At 61.6% G+C, this 21,264-nt stretch carries 19 protein-coding genes and 1 pseudogene; 11 read left to right on the top strand and 9 right to left on the bottom strand.

Annotated features, from left to right (window positions below):
* Positions 1–57 precede the first annotated feature (57 nt).
* Genes PPGU16_RS29780 through PPGU16_RS29760 form a run of 5 tightly spaced genes read left to right on the top strand, consistent with a single transcriptional unit; the run spans position 58 to position 6,889 of the window.
* The gene (locus tag PPGU16_RS29780; protein ID WP_007584162.1) at positions 58–927 is read left to right on the top strand and encodes a branched-chain amino acid ABC transporter permease; all 870 of its coding nucleotides are present in this window, start codon (positions 58–60) and stop codon (positions 925–927) included.
* A complete protein-coding gene (locus tag PPGU16_RS29775; RefSeq protein WP_180726333.1) occupies positions 924–3,476 on the top strand; it encodes a branched-chain amino acid ABC transporter ATP-binding protein/permease in 2,553 nt (850 codons plus the stop codon). Before PPGU16_RS29780 ends, PPGU16_RS29775 begins: the two co-directional genes overlap by 4 nt.
* Positions 3,473–4,315 (top strand): shikimate dehydrogenase family protein, encoded by an 843-nt coding sequence (locus tag PPGU16_RS29770; protein ID WP_180726332.1) that lies wholly within the window; start codon positions 3,473–3,475, stop codon positions 4,313–4,315. The genes PPGU16_RS29775 and PPGU16_RS29770 overlap by 4 nt, the downstream gene beginning before the upstream one ends.
* Positions 4,312–5,061, top strand: a complete 750-nt coding sequence (locus PPGU16_RS29765; protein WP_180726331.1) for an SDR family oxidoreductase — start codon at positions 4,312–4,314, stop codon at positions 5,059–5,061. The genes PPGU16_RS29770 and PPGU16_RS29765 overlap by 4 nt, the downstream gene beginning before the upstream one ends.
* A 58-nt stretch (positions 5,062–5,119) precedes the next feature.
* On the top strand, positions 5,120–6,889 hold the full coding sequence (locus PPGU16_RS29760) for an FAD-binding protein (RefSeq protein WP_180726330.1): 1,770 nt from the start codon (positions 5,120–5,122) through the stop codon (positions 6,887–6,889).
* A gap of 64 nt (positions 6,890–6,953) precedes the next feature.
* Here PPGU16_RS29760 and PPGU16_RS29755 read toward each other — a convergent pair whose 3' ends face one another.
* The 4 genes from PPGU16_RS29755 to PPGU16_RS29740 all read right to left on the bottom strand — a co-directional run bounded on the left by PPGU16_RS29755 (position 6,954) and on the right by PPGU16_RS29740 (position 11,149).
* Positions 6,954–8,111 (bottom strand): NHL repeat-containing protein, encoded by a 1,158-nt coding sequence (locus tag PPGU16_RS29755; protein WP_180726329.1) that lies wholly within the window; start codon positions 8,109–8,111, stop codon positions 6,954–6,956.
* A gap of 407 nt (positions 8,112–8,518) precedes the next feature.
* Entirely contained in the window at positions 8,519–9,331 is an 813-nt protein-coding gene (locus PPGU16_RS29750; RefSeq protein ID WP_180726328.1) for a gamma-glutamylcyclotransferase family protein, read from the bottom strand.
* Positions 9,332–9,494: 163 nt separating this feature from the next.
* Complete coding sequence (locus PPGU16_RS29745) at positions 9,495–9,953, bottom strand: YybH family protein (RefSeq protein WP_180726327.1); 459 nt, start codon at positions 9,951–9,953, stop codon at positions 9,495–9,497.
* A 269-nt stretch (positions 9,954–10,222) separates the two neighbouring features.
* A complete protein-coding gene (locus PPGU16_RS29740) occupies positions 10,223–11,149 on the bottom strand; it encodes a LysR family transcriptional regulator (RefSeq protein WP_180726326.1) in 927 nt (308 codons plus the stop codon).
* 124 nt (positions 11,150–11,273) lie between these two features.
* Here PPGU16_RS29740 and PPGU16_RS29735 point away from each other — a divergent pair, with 124 nt between their 5' ends.
* On the top strand, positions 11,274–12,203 hold the full coding sequence (locus PPGU16_RS29735; RefSeq protein WP_180726325.1) for a DMT family transporter: 930 nt from the start codon (positions 11,274–11,276) through the stop codon (positions 12,201–12,203).
* Positions 12,204–12,308: 105 nt separating this feature from the next.
* Here PPGU16_RS29735 and PPGU16_RS29730 read toward each other — a convergent pair whose 3' ends face one another.
* Positions 12,309–13,193: a LysR family transcriptional regulator gene (locus tag PPGU16_RS29730; protein ID WP_180727098.1), complete on the bottom strand. Its 885-nt coding sequence runs from the start codon at positions 13,191–13,193 to the stop codon at positions 12,309–12,311.
* Positions 13,194–13,375: 182 nt separating this feature from the next.
* On the opposite strand from PPGU16_RS29730, the gene PPGU16_RS29725 reads away from it, so the two are divergent.
* From PPGU16_RS29725 to PPGU16_RS29710, 4 genes are all read left to right on the top strand, one after another.
* Positions 13,376–14,371, top strand: coding sequence for a zinc-dependent alcohol dehydrogenase family protein (locus PPGU16_RS29725; RefSeq protein ID WP_180726324.1), 996 nt, complete (start codon positions 13,376–13,378; stop codon positions 14,369–14,371).
* A gap of 52 nt (positions 14,372–14,423) precedes the next feature.
* A complete protein-coding gene (locus PPGU16_RS29720; protein WP_180726323.1) occupies positions 14,424–14,831 on the top strand; it encodes a RidA family protein in 408 nt (135 codons plus the stop codon).
* A gap of 64 nt (positions 14,832–14,895) precedes the next feature.
* Positions 14,896–15,369 (top strand): lipocalin-like domain-containing protein, encoded by a 474-nt coding sequence (locus PPGU16_RS29715; RefSeq protein ID WP_180726322.1) that lies wholly within the window; start codon positions 14,896–14,898, stop codon positions 15,367–15,369.
* A gap of 731 nt (positions 15,370–16,100) precedes the next feature.
* Positions 16,101–16,835 (top strand): hypothetical protein, encoded by a 735-nt coding sequence (locus PPGU16_RS29710; protein WP_243460722.1) that lies wholly within the window; start codon positions 16,101–16,103, stop codon positions 16,833–16,835.
* A gap of 140 nt (positions 16,836–16,975) precedes the next feature.
* Here PPGU16_RS29710 and PPGU16_RS42740 read toward each other — a convergent pair.
* A pseudogene (locus tag PPGU16_RS42740) lies at positions 16,976–17,053 on the bottom strand (DUF779 domain-containing protein); the annotation flags it as partial.
* A gap of 145 nt (positions 17,054–17,198) precedes the next feature.
* Between PPGU16_RS42740 and PPGU16_RS29705 the strand changes: the two are divergent.
* On the top strand, positions 17,199–18,125 hold the full coding sequence (locus PPGU16_RS29705; RefSeq protein WP_180727096.1) for a LysR family transcriptional regulator: 927 nt from the start codon (positions 17,199–17,201) through the stop codon (positions 18,123–18,125).
* Between the two features lie 224 nt (positions 18,126–18,349).
* Here the strand turns inward: PPGU16_RS29705 and PPGU16_RS29700 are convergent, their stop codons facing one another.
* From PPGU16_RS29700 to PPGU16_RS29690, 3 genes are read right to left on the bottom strand one after another with little or no spacing between them, the layout of a single operon-like run.
* A complete protein-coding gene (locus tag PPGU16_RS29700; RefSeq protein WP_243460721.1) occupies positions 18,350–19,528 on the bottom strand; it encodes an NAD(P)/FAD-dependent oxidoreductase in 1,179 nt (392 codons plus the stop codon).
* Positions 19,525–19,695, bottom strand: a complete 171-nt coding sequence (locus PPGU16_RS29695; protein ID WP_180726321.1) for a rubredoxin — start codon at positions 19,693–19,695, stop codon at positions 19,525–19,527. Before PPGU16_RS29695 ends, PPGU16_RS29700 begins: the two co-directional genes overlap by 4 nt.
* A 22-nt stretch (positions 19,696–19,717) precedes the next feature.
* Positions 19,718–20,773: an aromatic ring-hydroxylating dioxygenase subunit alpha gene (locus tag PPGU16_RS29690; RefSeq protein ID WP_180726320.1), complete on the bottom strand. Its 1,056-nt coding sequence runs from the start codon at positions 20,771–20,773 to the stop codon at positions 19,718–19,720.
* Between the last annotated feature and the right edge of the window lie 491 nt (positions 20,774–21,264).

The following is a 21,264-nucleotide window of genomic DNA, read 5'->3' as shown; positions in this document are numbered from 1 at the left end:
CGGCTCCATCCGTTCCGCAATGTCCTGCGGTTATCTGCATTCAGCTGGAGTACAGGCATGGCAGAAATGGTGTTGTCCCAGATCGCCAATGGGTTGGTGCTGGGCTTTCTCTACGTGTTGCTCGCGATCGGTCTGTCGATCATCTGCGGGCTGCTTGGCATCGTCAACTTCGCGCATGGCGCGCTGTTCGCGCTTGGCGCGTACTTCGCGATCGCGCTGTCGACGCAGTTCGGCTGGGCCGCGGTGATCGTCGCGCCCGTCCTCGTCGCGCTCGCGGGCATGCTGATCGAAGTGATTTTCATCCGGCGGCTTTACGGCAAGGAGCCTTTGCTCGGCCTGATCGTGACGTTCGCCCTGTCGCTGTTGCTGACGGCGCTGATCCGTCTGGTGTGGGGCGCGGGCGGCCTGCCGTTCAGCCCGCCTGCGGCGCTCAGCGGCTTTCTCGTCTATGGGCCGCTGCTCATCACGAAGTATCGTCTGTTCGTGCTCGCCGCGACGGTCGCGATTCTGCTCGCGCTGTGGTGGTTCATGAAGTTCACGCCCTATGGGCGCATCTTGCGCGCGGGTAGCCGCGACCCCGAGATGGTGGGCCTGCTCGGCATCAATCTGCCGCGCGTGCTGACGGGCGCGTTCGGTCTCGGCGCATTGCTCGCGGGCGCCGCGGGCGTGCTCGCCGCGCCGCTGCTCACCGTCACGCCCAGCATGGCGACGGCAGCCGTGATGCCCGCCTTCGTGATCGTGACGATCGGCGGTCTGGGCTCGTTTGCGGGCGCGGTCGTCGCGGGCCTGCTGGTCGGCGTGGTGACGGCGCTCGCCGTGCAGTTCTTTCCGGAAGGGTCGTCGGTAGCGATGTATGTCCTGATGGCACTCGTGTTGCTCGTGCGTCCGCGCGGGTTGTTCGGCGAACGCTGGGAGCGCTTCGAATGAATATCAAACTGTTGACCCGGCACCCCGTTGCGCTGCTCACCATGTGCCTCATCGTCGTGTCGATCGCGCTGACCGCGAGCGGCACGCCGCTGGAACGCGCGACGCAGATCGCCATCTACACGCTCTACGGGATGGGCGTTAATCTTCTGGTCGCTTATACGGGCCTCGTGCCGTTCGGCGCCTCGGTGTTCTTCGGCACATCGACGTATCTGGTCGCGATCTCGCTGCAACGCCTGATCGGCAACGAAATCGTTGCGCTGGCCGCGAGCGTGATAGTCACGGCCGCGATGGCCGCGTTGATCGGCGCGATCGTGCTCAAGCGGCGCGGGCTGTATTTCTCGCTGCTCACGCTCGCCTGCTCGCAGATCGCCTTCGAAATCGCCTTCAAGTGGACCGACGTGACGGGCGGCGAGAACGGCCTGCAAAACGTGCCGCGCCCAACCTTCGCGACGACCACGGGCTTTCATGTGTTCGCCTGCGTCACGGTAATCGCCGTCGCCTATGGCCTGTGGCGTCTCGTCCATGCGCCATTCGGGCGCGCGTTGCAGGCGCTGCGCGACAACGAGCAGCGTGCCGCGAGCCTCGGCTACGACACGTACCGCCTGAAGCTGTATGCGTTCGTGATCTCCGCGGCGGTGATCGGTTACGCGGGCGGGTTGCTGTGCCTGATGCTGCAAGGCGCGTATGCGAACAACCTCAGTTGGGAGCATGCAGGCGACAGTCTGCTGATGACCGTCCTGGGCGGCGTGCACCAGTTTCTCGGGCCGTTGTGGGGTGCGATTGCGTTCATCCTGCTCGAAGACAAGTTGAGCAGCCTCACCGAACACTGGTGGCTGATGTTCGCCCCGATCATCATTGCGTTCGCGTTCTTCTCGCCCGAAGGCATTCAGGGTCTTGCGCAACGCCTGCTGCGCCGGCCGCGCTGGACGCTCGTGCGCGACACCATTCCCGCGCGCCCCGAAGTGATCGCGCCGTATCGCGCGAGCCGCATCGATATGAATCCGGATGCGCCGATTCTCAGCGTACGCGGGCTGTCGAAACAATTCGGTTCGCTCGTGACAGCCGACAAGATCGACCTCGACGTCTATCCGTATCGACTGCACAGCTTCATCGGACCAAATGGAGCGGGCAAGACGACCTTCTTCAACATGCTGACGGGCGTGCTGCCGCCATCGTCGGGCACGATCACGTTCGACGGCAAGGATGTCACGCGGCTCGCGATGTTCCGCCGCGTGCGGCTCGGCATGAGCCGCTCGTTCCAGATTCTCAGCGTGTTTCGCAACCTCACCGTGTTCGAGAACGTGCGCGTCGCCGTGCAGGCCGCGCAGCGTGAACGGCTCGGCTTGTGGCACGACGCGCATACTATTGACAAGCAGAACGCGCAAACGTGGTCACTGCTTTCGGCTGTCGGCCTGGTCGAGCGCGCGGCGGATTCGTGCGAAAGCCTTTCGCACGGCGAACAGCGGCTGCTCGAAATCGCGTTGTCGCTCGCGACGCAGGCCCGTCTGCTGCTGCTCGACGAACCGCTCGCGGGCCTGGCCGAAGCGGATCGCGCCAACGTCGCGCGCATCGTTCGGGAACTCGCGAACCATCACGCGGTGCTGTTGATCGAGCATGACATCGACCGTGTGCTGACGATCTCCGACCGCGTCAGCGTGCTGCATCGCGGCCATCTGATCGCCGACGGCTCGCCCGCCGACGTCGCAGCGCATCCTGAAGTGATCGAGGCATACATGGGTCACGCAAAGGGCCAGCGCCCCGTCGATGCCCGTCTCGCCCAACGCGTCACGCACCGGCGCGACACGCCGGCGAGCAGGAATGTGCTTCTGCAACTGCGCAACGTGAAGGCGGGCTACGCGGGCAACACGATCCTCGACGGCATCGATTTCACGCTGCACGAAGGGGAAGTCATCGCAATTCTCGGACGCAACGGCGTCGGCAAGACGACCGCGTTGCGCGCGGCGACGGGCGTCGCGCAGATCAGCGCGGGCAACATCATGTTCGACGGACACGACATCACGACGCGACCCATGCACGAGATCAACCGGCTCGGTCTCGCGATGGTGCCCGAAGGCCGCCGCCTGTTTCCGAATCTGACCGTCTACGAGAACTTGCGGCTCGCTGCGCGCAAGGGCGGCGCGAGCGTCGACGAGATTTACGCGCTGTTCCCTCGGCTCGCGAATCGCAAGGACGTGCGCGCCGAACATCTTTCGGGCGGCGAGCGGCAGATGGTGGCCATCGCGCGCGCGTTGATGGCGCCCGCCAAAGCGATCCTGCTCGACGAGCCGTTTGAAGGTCTTGCGCCTGCCGTCGTGCAGGAAGTGCTCGACGCCGTCGTCAAGCTGCGCGAACGCGCGAGCGTCGTTATCGTCGAACATCAGGCGGATATGGTGTTGCCCATCGCCGACCGCGTCTATGTACTGGTCAACGGCCGCGTCGCCTATGAAAACACGGCTGACGCGCTCGCTCAGGACAGCGCGACGCAGGCCAAACTGCTCGGCATCGTGCATGACGATGCCCGTTCCACTCTGGAGGTGAAAACAGCATGACCCAATCGACTGCAACCGAAGTCGCCGTATCGCTCGACGAGGGACTCAGCGGCGCGACGCGCGTGTATTTCATTGTCGGCGATCCCATTGCACAGGTGCGCTCGCCCAAAGGCGTGACGGCGGCAATGCGCGAAGCAGGACGCGACGCGCTCGTGGTGCCCGCGCATGTCGCGCCGGACGACCTCGCGGCATTCTTCGCGGGTGTCGCGCCAATGCGGAATGTCGACGGCGTGATCATCACCGTGCCGCACAAGTTCAGCGCGACCGCCTTCTGCTCGAGTCTGTCGGATGAGGCCGCGTTTCTCGGCGCGGTGAACACGCTGCGGCGCACGGCCGATGGCGGCTGGCATGGCGGTATGTTCGACGGCACCGGCTTCGTCGCGGCGCTGGAAGATGCGGGCTGCGATCTGCATGGCAAACACGCGCTGCTGATCGGCGCAGGCGGCGCGGGCTCGGCCATCGGCCATGCGCTCGTCAGCGCGGGCGTTGCTTCTCTCGATGTGCGTGACAACGATACGGCGCGCACTCAATCGCTCGTGACCCGGCTCGCCGCGATGCAACGCGGCGCCGTGCACGTGGCGGCAGCCGACGTCGAAGCCGGTTCGTTCGACGTCGTCGTCAACGCATCGCCAATGGGCATGCGCACCGACGATCCGCTGCCCATCGACGTATCGCGCCTGCCCGCCTCCACCTTTGTCGGAGACGTCGTCACGAAGCCGCCGCTCACGCCGTTCATCGAAGCGGCACGCGCACGCGGTTGCACGACCGTGACGGGCACGCAGATGTTCGCGCGCGTGTGCGATCGCATGGTCGAGTTTCTGCTCGACGCCAACGCATGAACGCGGCGCAGCGGGTCGCCGTCGTCACGGGCGGCGCGGGCGGGATCGGCCGAGCGATTGCGGCGCGCCTGCAACGCGACGGGATGCGCGTCGCGCTGTGGGATCTCGATGCAAGCGCCGCACACGATGCCGCCGATAAGCTTTCCAACGGCAAGGACGACGCAGCCATCGGCGTGCACGTGGACGTGACGAACGAAGCCTCCGTTGCGGCCGCGCTCGACACGACGCTCGAACGCTTCGGCGCGCTGCATGTGCTGATCAACAGCGCGGGCACGACCGGCCCGATCGCGACTGTCGCCGACAGCGCGCTCGACGCATGGCAGCGCTGCATCGACGTCAACCTTCGCAGCGTGTTCCTGTGCTCGCGCGCCGCCGTCAAACCCATGCTCGATGCGGGCTTTGGCCGCATCGTCAATCTCGCGTCGATTGCGGGCAAGGAAGGCAACCCGTCGATGTCCGCGTATTCGGCAGCCAAAGCCGGCGTGATCGCGTTCACGAAGTCGATGGGCAAGGAACTGGCGCTGACGCCGGTGCGCGTGAACTGCATCGCGCCCGCTGTGATCGAGACACCGTTGCTGCAACAGATGACCCCCGACGCGCTCGCCGCGAGTCTTGCAAAGATTCCGATGCAGCGCGCGGGAACAGCCGACGAAGTCGCGAGCCTGGCGGCGTGGCTGGCATCGGGTGAGTGCTCGTTTTCGACGGGCGCGACCTTCGATCTGTCAGGCGGACGCGCGACTTATTGACGTCGGTTCGTCTGACGGACACAACCAACCCGACAAGGCAACGAAGGAGACATTGGACATGAATTCAGGCGGCAGTATCCATTGGGACGAAGAAGTCGACGTGCTCGTGTTCGGCGCGGGCGCGGCAGGCATGACGGCCGCGTTGATCGCGCATCATGAGGGCCTCGACGTGCTCCTGTGCGAAAAGACCGACGCGGTCGGCGGCATCACGTCGACGTCGGGCGGCACGACCTGGGTGCCGGGCACGCAATTGAGCGTCGATGCGGGCGTGCCCGACAGCGTCGACGACGCGCGCCGCTTTCTGCAATCGGTAGTCGGCGAACGCGGCGGCGACGAAGCGCGCGAAGCCTTCCTGCAAAGCGGTCCGCTCGCCATCGATGAATTGCAGCGCATCAGCGACGTGAAGTTCGTCGCAGCGGCCGCGCATCCGGACTATGTGACGGGGCCCGGCGCGGCATTCGGCGGCCGCGCGCTCGCGCCACTGCCGTTCGACGCGCGCGTGCTGGACAAGGATTTCGCGCGCGTACGACCGCCGCGCAAGGAGTTCATGGGTCTGGGCGGGATGATGGTCAATCGCAGCGACCTCGGCGCGCTGCTCAGTCCGTTCGGATCGTTCAGCAATTTCAGGCGCACCGTCGAAGTGGTCGGCCGTTATGTAATCGACCGCATGCGTTTTCCGCGCGGCACGCAGCTCGTGATGGGCAACGCGCTCGCCGCCCGCCTTTTCTACAGCCTGCGCAAGCGCGGCGTGGCCGTGCGCTTCGAAACACCGCTCGTCGAACTGGTTCGCGAACAAGGTCGCGTGACGGGCGCCGTGGTCGGATCGCGTGACGGCAAGCAGCGGCGCATTGGTGCGCGTCGCGGCGTCGTGCTCGCCACGGGTGGCGTCACCCGGCATCCCGCGTTGCGCAAACAGCTGTTTCCGGCTGCCGCTCAACCGCTGTCGCTGTCGCCCGACACCCACACGGGCGACGGTGTCGGCAGCGCACTCGCCGTCGACGCGCGACTCGAAAACGGCGGCGACAGCCCCGGGCTCTGGATGCCCTGCTCGATCCGCCGTTCGCCCGGCGGCGACGATAGCGTGTGGCCGCACATCATCCTGGATCGCGCGAAGCCGGGGCTCATCGCGGTGAACAGCCGGGGCGAGCGGTTCGTCAACGAATCCGGTTCCTATCACGACTTCGTGATGGGCATGTTGCGCGACGACGGGCATGGTCCAAGCGTACCAGCGCATCTGATCGTCGATGCTGACTTTATCCGCGACTATGGTCTGGGCCTGCTGATGCCGGGACGAAGCCGCGCGCGCGTTGCAGCGTTCGAGCGTGCCGGGTATCTGATCAAAGGCGATACGCTGGCCGCGTTGGCGGCGAAGTTGAACGTAGACGCGGCGGGGCTTGCGCGCACCGTCGAGACCTACAACCGCGATGCCGCGTTGGGCAACGATCCTGCGTTCGGCCGCGGTTCCAGCCCGATGAGCCGGTTCAATGGCGACGCGGCGCAGAAGCCCAATCCATGCATCCGCCCGTTGGGTAAAGGTCCGTATTACGCCGTGACCGTGTGGCCAGCCGACCTCGCGTGCAGTGCGGGACTCAGCGGCAATGCGAACGGCGAACTGCTCGATGTGAACGGCAACGTGATACCTGGACTCTTCGCGTGCGGCAACGATCTCGCTTCGATCTTTCGTGGCACGTATCCCGGACCCGGCACGACGTTGGGCCCGGCAATCGTGTTCGGATGGCGCGTCGCGAAGTACATGGCGGGTAAGCTGGATGACGCCGCTTCACATAGCCTGACGCGCAAGGATGCCTGCATGAACGATTTGCCTTGAGCGGTATCGTGATAGGGGCAACGGGTGACGCCACAAGCAGGCATCACCCTTGGCGTCAGCGCAATCAATGTTGGCCGTAATCAAGCGTCGCCGGATCGGTGCGCCCGAAGCTGAGATAGAAGGGGTTCACGAGGCCCGTGCCCGGATCGACGAGGGTCGAATAACCCAGCGTGAACAGGTTGTAGCGGCGCACCTCGCCGTACTGCGGCGCATTGCCGGGATCAGGGTCGTTCGTCACCGGCACGTAAAGCGCCCCGTCCGGCCCGAATACGAGCGATAGCGCGATGGCTCGCGGGAGGTGCCGGTCCAGGTCGATGCGCTCGAAATGCTCACGGTCGAATGCATACCAACGATGGCCGTCCCTGTGCGTTGCATGCGGGATGATCAGGATCTTGTCTGAATCCCATCCCTCGTATTTCACGGGATCCTGGCGAAGGCTCGTCACATAGAGATCGCCATTGCGCCCGAATGCGAGACCTTCTGGCCGTTGCAGATCGTTCGCGTTCTTGCTGCAATCGATCGAATTGGATATCAGCACGTCCACGAAAGCGAGGCGTCGCGGATCGAACCGCACGACGCCGCCGCCACACGGTTCCGGCAAGTTGCGCAGCGTCACGTACAGCAGACCATCCGGTCCGAGCACGATGCCACGCGGATGAAACTGCGGACCGGTCGTGCCCGGATGATCGATATTCGGGTCGAGATTCTTCCGGAACTTCGCCTTGTGTCCATCGATCCTGAACGCGAGGAGCGCGCCCGACGGTCCAGGCGTGTCGCCGAGATCGGCGATGAACAGCATGCGACCTGCTCTGCCCATGTCGACCAGCACGATGCCACGCGGCGCATAGGGTCCGTGCTCATCGTCACGCGAGATCAGCGGCGCGATGAAATGACCGTCGCTGGCGTCATAGCGAAAAATCTCGCCGTTGAAGGGCTGGCCGATATTCTGATTCGACACGAGCACTTCGTTCCAGCGCTGGTCGAAGATAATGCCCGTCGGGCCACGCAGCCCTCCGCTGCCCGGCTTGATTGATCGGTCTGGAAGATACTCGCCGGTTCGTGAGTCATAGAACCGTACGTCGTTGGCAGAGGCAGCAGGATCGGTTACCGCAAGCACGTCGGAAAAGCGACCTGTGCGTGCGTCGTCGGCCAATGCTTGCGGTGCGATGGCGACCTGCGCCGCCATCAATAGCCCAAGACCGGATGCGAAAATATAGTTCATGGCCATTCCTCGGTATGACTAACTAATTATTGACTCGATACGGCAAGACATTTAAAGCAGATCGACGGTTGACCGACCGTGAGCGGTCGTTGAAATTACACAAAAAATTCAGGCAAAAATTGCCCTCACCCGTCGTATCGACGACAGTGCAATGCGAGAAAATTCAACGGGTGTGCGGCGCCGTTATCTTGACTTCATGATTGGACGCAACCGGCATGACTGCATCATCAGGTTGTTGTCATGGTTTTCATGGGTTCGCGTAATCGCGCCGTAACTCTATTGATAGTGCAGATAGCTTAGGAAACAAGGGGTTTTATTCACAGCTTGTGGCCTTTTTATAAAGCTCGAAAGGTCGGTGTCGTTAAGGTCAAATTGTTCGCGATAGCCTTGAGTCCGAAGCACCCTGCCTAGCGACCGTGCGCCTCACGAAGGCACGCATCGCCTTTGCGTCTGGCGATGGCGGCGCTCGCCGCGGCATAGTCCTCCGAGAACGCTCGCTGCGCGAAACAGGGCGCCGACTGCGCGAGCAACGCATCGACCTTTGCGAACTGCTTGTCGAACACCCAGGGCCGGCGTGCAAGCGTACGGTCATTGAGCCAGTATGGACTCCAGTCCCGGGTCGTCTCGATGATCTCGCGCGCGAATTCCGGCCCGTACTCGAGCCCGCCCTCGATCACGACATCGACATACGACTCGACCAGCGGAAACCTGGCATCCGGAACCGGAAGTCCTTCGCCCGGTGCCTTGCCTTCGGCTTTCGGCACATAGACCCAGACGGTTCCCTGCGCCGGCAAAGGTTGCCACGACACGGGCTCGATGAGCGCGCGCGGCACTTCGACGCGCACGTATCCCTTCTCGCGCTCGTCGAATGCGGACATGTCGTTGCCGACGACGGGATAGATCACGCCGTTGATCGTCATCGGCGCCTCGCCTTCGAACGGACGCCGCAGGCCGAGCGCCGTGAAGCCGGTGCGCGCGCGGTCGCTCCAGCTGCGCACATAGCCGAAGGCCGCCGAGACGCGCACCGGAATGGCCGCAACCGGTTTGCCAGCTGTGTCGTTGCGCGAAGGCGTGTTGATCAGCGAGCCGTAGCCGAAGATGAACTGCGTCGGCTGATCGGGGAGACGCGTTCCCCAGAAGTCGGCGGTCTGTGCGTGCGCCGCCGAGCCAATGAGCGCCAGTGCGACAATGAATCCCCGAATCTTTGTCATCGCTGACATCGTCAGATCTCCGTCGAGTGCGTTGCCGTAGAGATGATTTCCCTTGCCTGTTTGCAAGGATAATCTCTAATGCGCTCCAGAGTTCACTGACGACAGTTGGTGCGTTGTACTCGTTGAATTCGCACACTCGCCCGAGTAAATGTTTCCGTCTGGCAGATGCCTCTCACTTGTTCTCTTCAGCGTTCCATGTGTGCGCAGTCGTGTGCCATTTTCCGTCCGCGCTCTTGGTCATCACCTTCAGCAGTACGCCCTTGAATTGCGTCTTTTTGCCGTCCTTCTCCAGCACAGCGGTCCAGTTGGCCGTTTCGTACATCACGTTGCCGGCCCGGCTCGCGTGCACGACGTCGATCGTATGGTCGTGAACGCCCGCATCGAAGTAACTCTTGAAGAGCTTTTCTATTTCCTCGCGCCCCTGCACGGTCTTGCCATTACCCGGCGACACGATCGCCTTTTCGTCGTAAAGCGCGGCGAGTCCGTGAGCGTCGCCTTTGTTGAAGTGCGAGTTCCAGGTTGAATTCGCCTCTTCGACGAGCTTGTCCTGAGCGAATGCTGGACGCAGAGCAACGAACGCGAACAGTGCAAAAAGACCGCACGTGCCGAAGTACCTCAAGGTCCTCTTCATCGCTTGTCTCCAGTGATGGAAATGGGTGAACGGCATGGATGCCAGTTACGCGCCGCACTTCCATTCGCGGTCGACTCACGTCGGTCGCTCGCAGTGCGTGGAGTATATGAATGGGTGTCGTCGTAATCAATTAATGGAGAATGTGGCGACGGAGTGAACCGGCTATTGGAATGACGGCTTTCTACGTTGCACTAACGACAATGATTGGGCGCCTCGTTTCATCGCGCGAAGGTCTTCACATACCGCCAACTCACAAGCTGCGAGACCGCTTACTCTTCCACGCCGTCATGCAGATGGCTTGCGAGGTAATCAATCAGCGCTCGCATCTTCGACGGAAGAAAGCGGTTAGGCGGATACAACAGCCAGACGGGGCCCATGTAAGAGCGCGCCTCGAATTCCCAGTCGACGAGCACCTGAACGAGGCTGCCTTGCTGTAGCGCCTCCGCAGCAGCGAAGTCGGGCAAGCCCGCAATGCCCAGATCCTGCAACGCTGCCTCGAGACGGGCACCCGCATGATTGGCGATATAGCGCCCGCTCACTTCCAGCGACTGCGTCTCGGTGCCGCGCCGGAAATGCCATCGGTTGTCGTCGACCGTTTCACCGAGATACAGGCAGTCGTGGCGGCTGAGATCGCGTGGCACGATGGGTGTCCCGTGCGCTTCGAGATAAGCGGGCGACGCGCACAGCAGCCATTTCACGGTTCCCAGCCGCCGCGCAGCCAGACCTAACGGCGGCGAACGCGTCAAGCGGATCACCATATCGACGTCGTCCCGCAGCGGATCGACTTCGCGGTCGGCGAAGATCAACTGGACGTCCACGTCCGGCAAGCTACGCAGAAAACCCGGGATGAGCGGATGGATGACGGCCTTGGCGAAGGCAACCGGCGCGCTGACGCTGACCTTGCCGCGCGGCTCGCCAAGCCCTTGTCCGGCCACATCGACGGCACCTGATGCCGCGCCCACCATGTCGCGGCAATAGCGGTAGACCTGCGCGCCCGAATCCGTGACCCGGATGCTGCGCGTGGACCGCTCCAGCAAGCGCGTGCCCAGCGCCTCTTCAAGGCGCTTGATCTGCCGGCTTACCGTCGACGGCGTGCTGCCCAACTGGCGCGCCGCCTCCGAGAAGTTGCCCGCATCGACGACGCGGGCAAAAGTCGCCATGTCCGGTAACAACGCAAAAAGCTCAGTGGGATTCATAGCCGTGCTCACGTCGACGCATTTGTGCATTCGCGACATAAAAGATGTTCCGCGAGACCCGATTATAGTTTCGCGCGCAATACTCGACAATCTGGACTGTTCGAATCGAGACAGAAGGTCCGCCATGTCGACACAAAAACGCCTGCTCTGGATTTCCGACCTGATGCTGCTCGCCGTCGCGATGGTGTGGGGTACGAGTTATGGGGTCGCGAAAGGCGCGCTCGCGTTCTATCCCGTGCTGGGGCTGTTGGCGCTGCGCTTCGGGATAACGTTTGCCGTGCTGTCGCCCGCGTTGGTGTGGCTGCGGCAGGCGAAGGCGTCCGAACTGGCCGGCACGCTTGGCACGGGTGCGCTGCTGCTTGGCATCCTGATGGCCGAGACGTTCGGCATATCGCTGACGCGTGCTTCGAATGCAGCGTTTCTCATCAGTTTGTGTGTGGTGCTCACGCCGCTCGTCGAATGGGCGTTGCTGCGGAGAAAGCCGTCGCGCGTCGAGCGTATTGCCGTCGTATTGTCGTTGGCGGGCGCCATGCTGGTGAGTGGCGGCGTGTTCACTCCGACTGCTGGCGACGCGCTCATCCTGCTGGCTGCGCTGCTCCGCGCGCTGATGATGTGCGTGACGAGGCGCGTGATGCGCGACTCGACGCTCGCTCCGTTGTCGGTGACGGCGGTCCAGGCGGGCACCGTCGCGTTCGGCAGCATCATCGTGGCACTCGTGTGCCCGTCGCAGCCGTGGCCTGCGCTGCCGACGTTAGCTGCGCATGGCAGCTTCTGGATGAGCATCGCTTATCTGGTGGCTGCGTGCACGCTGTTCGCATTTTTCGCGCAGAACTTCGCCGTCAAGCGCAGTAGCCCCACGCGTGTCGCGTTGCTGATGGGAAGCGAGCCGGCGTTTGGTGCGTTGTTCGCGTATGCGTGGCTTGGGGAACACCTGTCTGTCTGGGGTTGGGTCGGAGGCGGGTTGATGGTGTTTGCGTCGGTGCTTGCGACGGTGCGGTGGCAGAGGCGTGGTACGTCGGTCGAAGTGCGTGTGGTGGTTTCGAGTGACGCTTGATGGAGCGGCGGGTGTCCTGCGTCGGTAGCGAGTTACCTCGAATCGTTTTGCGGCAACCAACCCTCCAAGGCCATCGAACGAAATCCAACTGACGCTCACCGCACGTCACGCCTTCAATGCATCAATCACCGCGCGCAAGCCCGCAGGCTGATGCTTTCGACTGGGGTAATACAGGAAGATGCTCTCTTCAAGCGGGCACCAGTCTTCAAGGCAGCGCACAAGCCTGCCATCGCGCAAACAGGACTCGGCGCGCCGCTCCCATACATACGCAAGGCCAATTCCGCGTGAAGCGGCATCGACCATGAGTTCCTGACTGTCGACGGTCAACGGTCCATCGACCTCAACGTGAATGAATTCGCCATTGGCTTGAAACTCCCATTGAAGGATCGTGCCGCTCGGAAACGCGTAGCGGATGCAGGCATGGTCATGCAGGTCGTGAGGCGTAGACGGAACGCCGTGTTTCTCGAAGTAGGCAGGTGAACCGACCACAGCAAAGCGCAGATTCGAGCGTATGCGTACGGCAACCATGTCCTGCGACAGGCGTTCGCCAAGACGGATACCTGCGTCGAAGCCCTCCTCGACGATGTCCACGCGGCGGTCCGTCGCCACGATTTCCACACGCAGGCCGGGATTGGCTTTCAACAGTTTTTCAATCGCGTCACCAAACACGAACGGGGCAATGGTATTGGGGACGTTGAGCCGGACCGTGCCGAAAGGCGTATCGCGCCAGGAGTTCAGATCGTCGACGGCCACGCGGATATCCGAAAGCGCCGGACTCAGCTTCGCAAATAACATTTGCCCTGCATCCGTCAATGAAACATTCCGCGTGGTGCGATGGAGCAGGCGCACTCCGACGCGAGTTTCGAGGTTTCGGATCGCGTGACTTACAGCGGAGGCGGACGTACCGCGTTCAATCGCCGCTTTCCGGAAGCTGCGATGCGTCGCGACGGCGGCGAAGGCGGCCAGCTCCGATAGCTCACTATTTTCAATCATTCGTTTCGATCATTCGTGAATCTGGCTCAGCAACGCGTGCATGATTGACCATCTTATCTGATCGGTCGATCGCGTCCAGACTGACAGCGTTCATTGCAGACGTATGCACTGCGGTGCAAATGAACCGGGAAGACCGCAATGAATACTTCATTTCAAAGCTGGAGTCAGGACAGACAATCATGCGAGCACTTTTACTCGATTCTTACCAGAACGGCCGCTTTCGCGCAGCGGACATCGAGTCGCCCCTTCCCGCACACGGTCAGGTACGAATTCGTGTCCACGCAAGCGGCGTCAATCCAATCGACACAAAGATCCGCCGAGGCGAGGCGTCATTTGCGATGCCGGACTTGCCGGCTATTCTGGGCACGGACGTTGCCGGCGTCGTCACAGAAGTCGGAGCAGGCGTAACCACGCTTGCCGTCGGTGACGAAGTGTATGGCATGGCGGGCGGCGTGCGCGGACTACCGGGCTCGCTCGCGGAATTCATGACGGCCGACGCGTCGATGCTCGCGAAAAAACCTCGCAATCTCAGCATGCGAGAGGCGGCTGCGCTGCCACTCGTCGCGCTCACCGCATGGGAAGGTCTGGTAGACCGAGCAAATCTGCAACCGGGCACAAGGCAAAAGGTGCTGGTTCAGGGCGGTGCAGGCGGCGTCGGGCACATTGTCGTCCAGCTCGCAAATGCACTTGGCGCCGAGGTCTATGCAACGGCAAGCAAGGCAAAGCAGGAGCTAGTGCGGAAGCTGGGCGCCACGCCCATCGACTACACGAAAACGACCGTCGAGCAATACGTGCAGCAATATACAGACGGTAAAGGCTTCGACGTCATCTACGACACCGTCGGCGGCGACACGCTCGAGGCGTCGCTCGGCGCCGTTCGCCACTATGGCCGCGTCGTGAGCTGCGCCGCGTATGAAACCCACAATCTTGCGACGTCGTCTTTTCGCTGCGCGGATATCAGTGGCGAGTTCGTGCTGTACCCAATGCTAAGCGGCGAGCGTCGCGCGCATCAAGGCGCGATTTTGCGCAAGCTGACCGAACGAATCGAGACGGGTGAAATTCGCCCTGTGCTGGACCCGCGCCGGTTCACACTCGACACTGCCATGGAAGCGCACGATGCCGTGGAAAAGGGCGCCAACGTGAAGGTCGTTGTCGACGTGGTGACGGCCGCGTAAGCGGGTGTTCGATCGGCGCTTTCGCCGATGCGCAGATTAAGAGGAATCCAGAATGCCGAAGGAATACATCAATCCGCCAGATCTTTCCAGACATACGTACTACACCCGCATCCTCAGTATCACCGAGCCTTCGAAGCTGATCTATATTGCGGGGCAGGTGCCGGCCGACAAGCATGCGAAGCCCGTTCATGCCGGAGACATTCGCGCTCAGTTCATCGCGGTCCTCGATGCATTGACCGTGCAGTTGGAGGCTGTCGGCGCGACGTGGGACGACGTCGTATTCCGGCGTGCGTATGCGGTCGACGTTCCGGGTTTCGTCGAGCACTGCGTTCGTGACGAGACGTTCCCGGTGCCGTGGAATCGCGAACGTCCGTCGCCGAGCACGCTGATCGGCGTCACCGCGCTCGCTCACCCGGACTATCTGGTCGAACTCGAAATCGCGGCGGTGATGGCCGGTTGAGCGCCATGCGCACATGCGCAAGGCATTGCTGTGAGGTGAAATCGAAGTTTGAAGGAGGACGAAGATGAGTTCCGTTACACACCACGCTGGCGGTTTGCGCGAACGTCTGATTGGCGCATGGAAGCTCGTGTCTTATGAGGAGCGGCCTGCCGACGGCTCGCCGTCGATCTATCCGTTGGGCGAGCAACCGCAGGGCCTTATCATGTACACCCCGGACGGTTATATGTCGGCGCAGCTGATGCGCCGCGAGCGCAAGCCGTTTGCGGGCGGCGACTGGTTCGACGGCACGCCGGACGAATATCGTGAAGAAGGCACATCGTATATCGCGTACTCCGGTCGCTTCGATGTTGACGAGGACAACGAATCGTTGACGCATTCGATGTTCGTCTCGCTCTTTCCGAACTGGCTTGGCAATACGCAGCCGCGCGTCGTGCGGATGGAAGGGGACAGGCTGCAACTTCGCACTGCTTCCCCGTTCCCTTCCGGCGGCCACACGGTGATGTCCTATATCACGTGGCAGCGTGCGGAACCGAATTGAGGTGAAGCGCGAACGCCGGCGTTGCGGTTACATGGAATACGTGAAAGACATTGGCCGACTCGAATATTCGGAAGAACTGCCTAAGCCCACGAGCCCGCGTGAATCGAATCAGCCCCCGAGTTCAATGCGGCCATTCAGAATAGGCGTCAAAAACCATCCCGCAGCAAGAAGAACTGTAGCCTGGTTCCCGATTTAGACTCCCACTGCCCTTGCTGCGTGTCGGGCGAGCCGCTTCCCTTGAAGCTGGCACTTACCGCGCCGTTAACGCGATCTTCTTGCGGTATTTATTACAGAAATAGCACCCGCTCGCTGCTGAACGCTTCAGCGCCAGATTCATACTGATCCACGCTGCCGGTCCGATTCGACCCGTGAGCCGGGCATCGATACGACCAGGGGTTTTGCATCCTGAGGAGCAAAGCCTTTATCGGCCGCACGCCATTCCACGACCGACCGCGACGATCGCTTCGTGCGCGCGCTCAATGCCAAAAGCATAACTCGCTCTATCAGAAACAGTCAGGTTTCCGCCGGACTGTCACCGACCTGCTTTCCGCCATCGAGCAATAGCGCATAGTCATCAATCGAGCGTGATGCATCTCGGTTTGAAGCTTAAAGTTCACGCAAAGATCGCCGTTAAATAGGCTTGGCCGTGTCTGAATTGTGCCGTGAGGGTGACCTCCATCCAAAGACACTGGTCAATAGCGTCCGCACTCTCAATCCACAAATAAAAAATCATGGATAACAAAACGCTTTCAACTTCTGCCGTCGCGAGTTTGATCGTTGCAGCAACAGTACTGTCGGGCTGCGCTTCACTTCCGAAAACAGATCTCACCGCCAACAATCGTGAAAAGCTCCATTCGATCGCTATGCTCGATGTCCCCGAACCGCGCGGAGCGAGCGTGGTCAACCTCGGCGGTGCTGCCGGAGCATTTGGATTGATTGGTGGACTGGTGCAAGGTGGGATCAACGCCAATCATACGAGTACCTACACGCAGCGTGTGACAAGCGAAAAGATTGCCTTTGCGCCCGTCGTCAACGACAGCCTGACAACGCGACTGTCCAGCAACGGCTACGAAATTGTTTCGTTGCACGATCAGCACGTCAAGCTCTCGAGCGACGGCAAGTCCGACGACTTTTCCGATGTCAAGACCGACGCCGACGCCATCCTGAGCGTGTGGATTACTTCGTTTGGTTACGTATCCCCGCCGGAATCGAGCGATTTCATTCCGTGGGTCGTTGTCCGCGCTCGTCTGCTCGACTCGAAGTCCAGGCAGGACATGTACTTCAAGACATACGCCTGCGGCTGGGATATCAGGGGCAACTCTGTCCACGTCGTAGCGGACACGAAATATCACTATGGCAGTTTCGGCACCTTGATCGACCAGTTCGATCAGTCGGTCGCAGGTCTCAAGGATTGCGAGCAGGCGGTTGTCGCCGCAATTGGGCAGGATCTGATGAAGTCGCAGTAAGGGTGGTGATGCGTGCGGCCGTCCTCGGCATGGCGAAGCGCGGCCATGCCGACAATGGCCGCGCGTGATCGACGCGTGCGTGTGCGCAACCTGGCATCGTGATTCGACGCATAAGCCGAACGGTGGGCGAGGTTCGAGCGAAACATCCCGCCGTTGCCGGGGACGCAGTCGATGATGAGCTGCGTGTGCTGTCCGTATTCGAACTGCGATTCGCCCATACTGCTGAACCTATCATCGCCATATCGCCTATTGCATAAGCGAGGCAATATGCGGCTCATCGCATGGCGACGCGGCGACGCCTCGTTGACCACCGCTATATCCGTCCGTATATTTTGAAGGATCGTCTCATGTAACAGGGTTCAGATTGCGATGTCGAAGGAAAGCATCGACTCTCATATGCTCAGAGTCCTCCATACGCTGCTCACGGAATCGAGCGTATCGCGCGCCGCCTCACTGCTTGGCCAATCGCAGCCTACTGTCAGCCTGGCGCTTCGCCGCCTGCGCGAACTGACGGGCGACCCCTTACTCGTGCGTAGCGGCAGCCGCATGGTGCCGACCAGTCATGCGCTGACGCTGATCGCCCCCGCCGCGCAAGCATTGAGCCACATCGACGCGATTCTTCATCCGAATACCACGTTCGATCCCGCGACGACTACGGGCACCTTTCGCATCGGCACACCGGACTACCTCGACGTGTCGTTCGTGCCCGCCGTCATCGATGCGTTCCACTCGGCGGCGCCCAATGCGAAGCTCGAATTCAAGCATCTGATGATGATCGACGGTGGCTACGAGAATGGACTGGAAACGGGATTGCTCGACCTTGTGATCGGCAACTGGAAAACGCCGCCCGGGCATCTGCATTTGCAGCCTTTATGTCAGGACGAACTGGTTTGTCTCATGCGCAACGATCATCCGATCGCGCGCGGCAAACTGACGAAAGAGGCCTATGAAAGGGCGGAACATCTGGCCGTGACGACCGTCAATACAACCGCATGGGGCACCATCGATATCGAACTGGCGCGCAACGGCCTGTCGCGTACGGTCACCACGACACTGCCCTACTTCGGCATGGCGCCCTATGTGCTGGTCCGTTCGGATCTGCTCTTCACCACGACCCGTACGCTCGCAAGCCATTACGCGAGCGTCCTTCCTTTACGGATCGAAGCGATACCCGGCGGTGCACCTGCGCTCACGTACTATCAGCTTTGGCATGATCGCGCACATCGATGCGATGCGGCTGTCTGGTTGCGTCGACTAGTCGTGAATGTGGCAAGGACGCTTTCCGCCTGAACGGCTCGACAATTCAGAATGAGATCCCGCGTTCCAGACACGCAACGGAAAAAAGCGCCGCAAGCAAAACTTGCGGCGCAAGGACGGCCCTGTTTGCATGCCCGCGTGACAGGCCGCGAGCATGCAGCCGGAATGCCGTGACGCTGGTCGGTCGATCGGAAGCGGCGTTGTTGTAGTTGAAATGCGGGTTGGCGTGTCGATCGGCGTTCGCGCCGCGGCTCGTTTCACGCAGGCGCGGCCATCATTGCCTTGATCAGTTCTGCTTTTGCCGTCGTTGCCTCACCCAGCAATGCAAAGCCGAGAAGCCGGCGATCAAGCGGGTGTTCACAAACGGCTCGCAATCTGTCCGGCGAGACGCCGTCCGCGCTTTCGAACAACCATTCGCCCGCCTCAGCGGGCGGCACGATAATGGTCGGCGCCGCAGGCACTTTCACGGTGATCGGCATGACGGGAAAATCGACCCGCGTCGGTTCGACGGTTAGCGTGCGAGCCAGCGCTCGCGCCGCGTGCATGATGGGGAGCACATAGGGCTGCGCTTTGCCGTCAATTGCCGCGCAATCTCCTAACGCATAGATATCGGCGGCACTCGTTCGGCACCATGCGTCCGTGCGGATACCGTTCTCGATCGCGAGACCCGCATCGGCTGCCAGCGCAGTTCGAGGCGCCAGGCCGATCGCCGACACTACAAGGTCTGCGGCAAGTCGCTCGCCATCGGAACAGCTCAACTGGTACCCCTGTTCCGATCGCGTTATTGCAGTGACGCTCGTACCGAGGTGCGCTCGAACGCCGTGCCGTTCGAGCGCCGCGGCGAGTGCCGCTCCCACAGGCTCAGGAACCAGGCGCGAGAGCGGCGCAGCGGCAGGATCGATTAGCGAAACCCGATAACCGGCCAATGCGAGGTCATTCGCAAACTCGCATCCGATCAAACCCGCGCCGAGAATCGCGACGGACTGCGCGGACTGCAGCCGCTCCCTGAACCGCGCGTAATCGGCGAGGCTGTTGACCGAAAGCACGTCGGACGCGCCATCGCCCTGCATCGGAACACGACGCGCGTCGGCACCGATCGCGAGAACGAGCCGTGCGTACGAAAGCGGCTCCCCGCCGACGACAATCTCGCGACTGTCCGGCACGATCCGCTCCACGCTGCGATGCGTGAGCACGCAGGCGTTTAGTTGCATCGCCATCGTGCTCGCATCGAACAGAGCCAGCTCCGTTGGCTGCTTCTTCATCGCAAGCGCATTCGACAGCGTGGGCTTCGAATAGAAGCAGCCATCGCTTTCGCTGATCAGCACGATCGGCACGTTTGCGTCGAGCTTGCGCACTTCACGCGCGACCGTGTAGCCGGCCAGGCCCGTTCCGACGATGACGATTGCGTCAGTCGTCTCCATAGCGGACGTCTTCATGCTGTCACCAACTGCATGTCGAAATCCTGCTTTCCGGTACCGCAATCCGGGCACACCCAGTCTTGCGGCACATCCTCCCAGCGCGTACCGGCCGCAACGCCGGCTTCCGGTATACCGAGCGCTTCTTCGTATCGAAACCCGCAGATCACGCATTCCCAGATCTTCATGATGTCTCTTCCTGTTTTTCCATCAACGCACGTAGGCCTGACCCAACCCAATCTCCGACAGTGCGCGGCGATACGCGCCAGACGAACGATCAGCGAGGATCGGCGCCTCTGCCGTCCGATCGATCGGGAGATCTTCCGGCCGTTGAAGTTCGACGATCGCACGGTCCTCCTCGAACACCTGGCGGTTGAACTCGTAGACATCGTCGAGCGGCAAATCCGTATCGAAGTTTCTGGCAATCGGCACGAACAACCGCGTCTTGCGCGCGGACACGGGGCTAGCAGCGTTCAGGATGGAAAGACGCCCATTCTCCGGAAAGTGCACAGTCAAGCGGGCAAAGAACGGTGCATCGACTTCGAATACGCGCCGCCACAAAAAGCCTTCGGGCGCGCGATGCTGCATCGACTTCGGAAAATTGCTCACGGTACTGACATACTCGGCGTGCATGCCACGCTCACGCCGCTCGACGGAATATTGCGGCACCACCGGGTTGTGCCGGTCGGCGAAACTGCCGTGATGGATCCAGGCAAAGTGAGCGACGTCGATAAAGCCTTCCGTTTGCCGGCCCGCTGACGCATTGATATCGATCGATGGCGGCAGTATCTGTTGAAACCCTGCCGTGTTCCATGCGGGAAAATCGGGCAGTGGCTGCGCACCACCGCCCAGCGAGACCCATACGAGTCCGTAGGCCTCTTGCGTTGCATACGTCGTGAGTTGCAAGCGCTCAGGTATCGATCCTTCCGTTTGAGACGGAATGAATTTGCACTTGCCGTCCGCGCCATAAGCGAGACCGTGGTATGGGCACACGATCTGCCCGTTCTCGACCCAGCCGCGGCTCAACGGCGCACCGCGATGCGGGCAGATATCGCGCGCCGCGACGACCTGTCCGTTCGAACGAAACACCACGAGCGGTTCGTCGAGCAACGTCACGGCAAGCGGCTTGCCGTCGAGGTCTGAACTGAAGGCGACGGGATGCCAGTATTGGGCCAGGATATGCCAGTCGTGGGGATCGAAGGTACAGTCACGCGGCAAGTTGGGGAAGCGCTGAAACGTCAGCGGTGATGCGTTAGGCGTCGCCATGCATGTCTCCATGTTCTCGGAAGCTTTTGCAGTCTTGCGAACGACAACTGCGTGGAGACAACGATAGCTGCACGGCCCGGGCCGGCCAATCCGCAGGCGGACATTGACTTCATGTCGAACAGGTAATGTTCGGCTTAGCCGCGAGGGATGTGCACGCCCGCCGGCCTTCTGGCGTCGCCCCCTCGCGGTCACTCAAACTATGGCCAGAGCAACGACTGCTACCAAGACGGACCGGACCGTCGCACGGGTCCCGCAACCTGCATGTCGGACGATCGCGTACCACCCCTGTCGAATTTTCATGGTGGTGCCACACTGCGCAAGCAGGGAAACAGCACTCCCCCGCTTTCGCTCTCTGTGATTAGACTGTACCGACCGACCCGTCTTGCGCTTTTTGTCACCCAGCCGATTCGCCAGCAAGCGTCATGTTCGAAGGCGAATTGCCCCTAATAGTTGCAGTAACTGCAGCAAAGCAAACTATCTCGTTGTACCAA

Origin of the sequence: Paraburkholderia largidicola (assembly GCF_013426895.1) — a bacterium.
GTDB classification, from domain to species: Bacteria; Pseudomonadota; Gammaproteobacteria; order Burkholderiales; family Burkholderiaceae; genus Paraburkholderia; species Paraburkholderia largidicola.
This window is presented reverse-complemented; position numbering and strand designations above follow the sequence as displayed.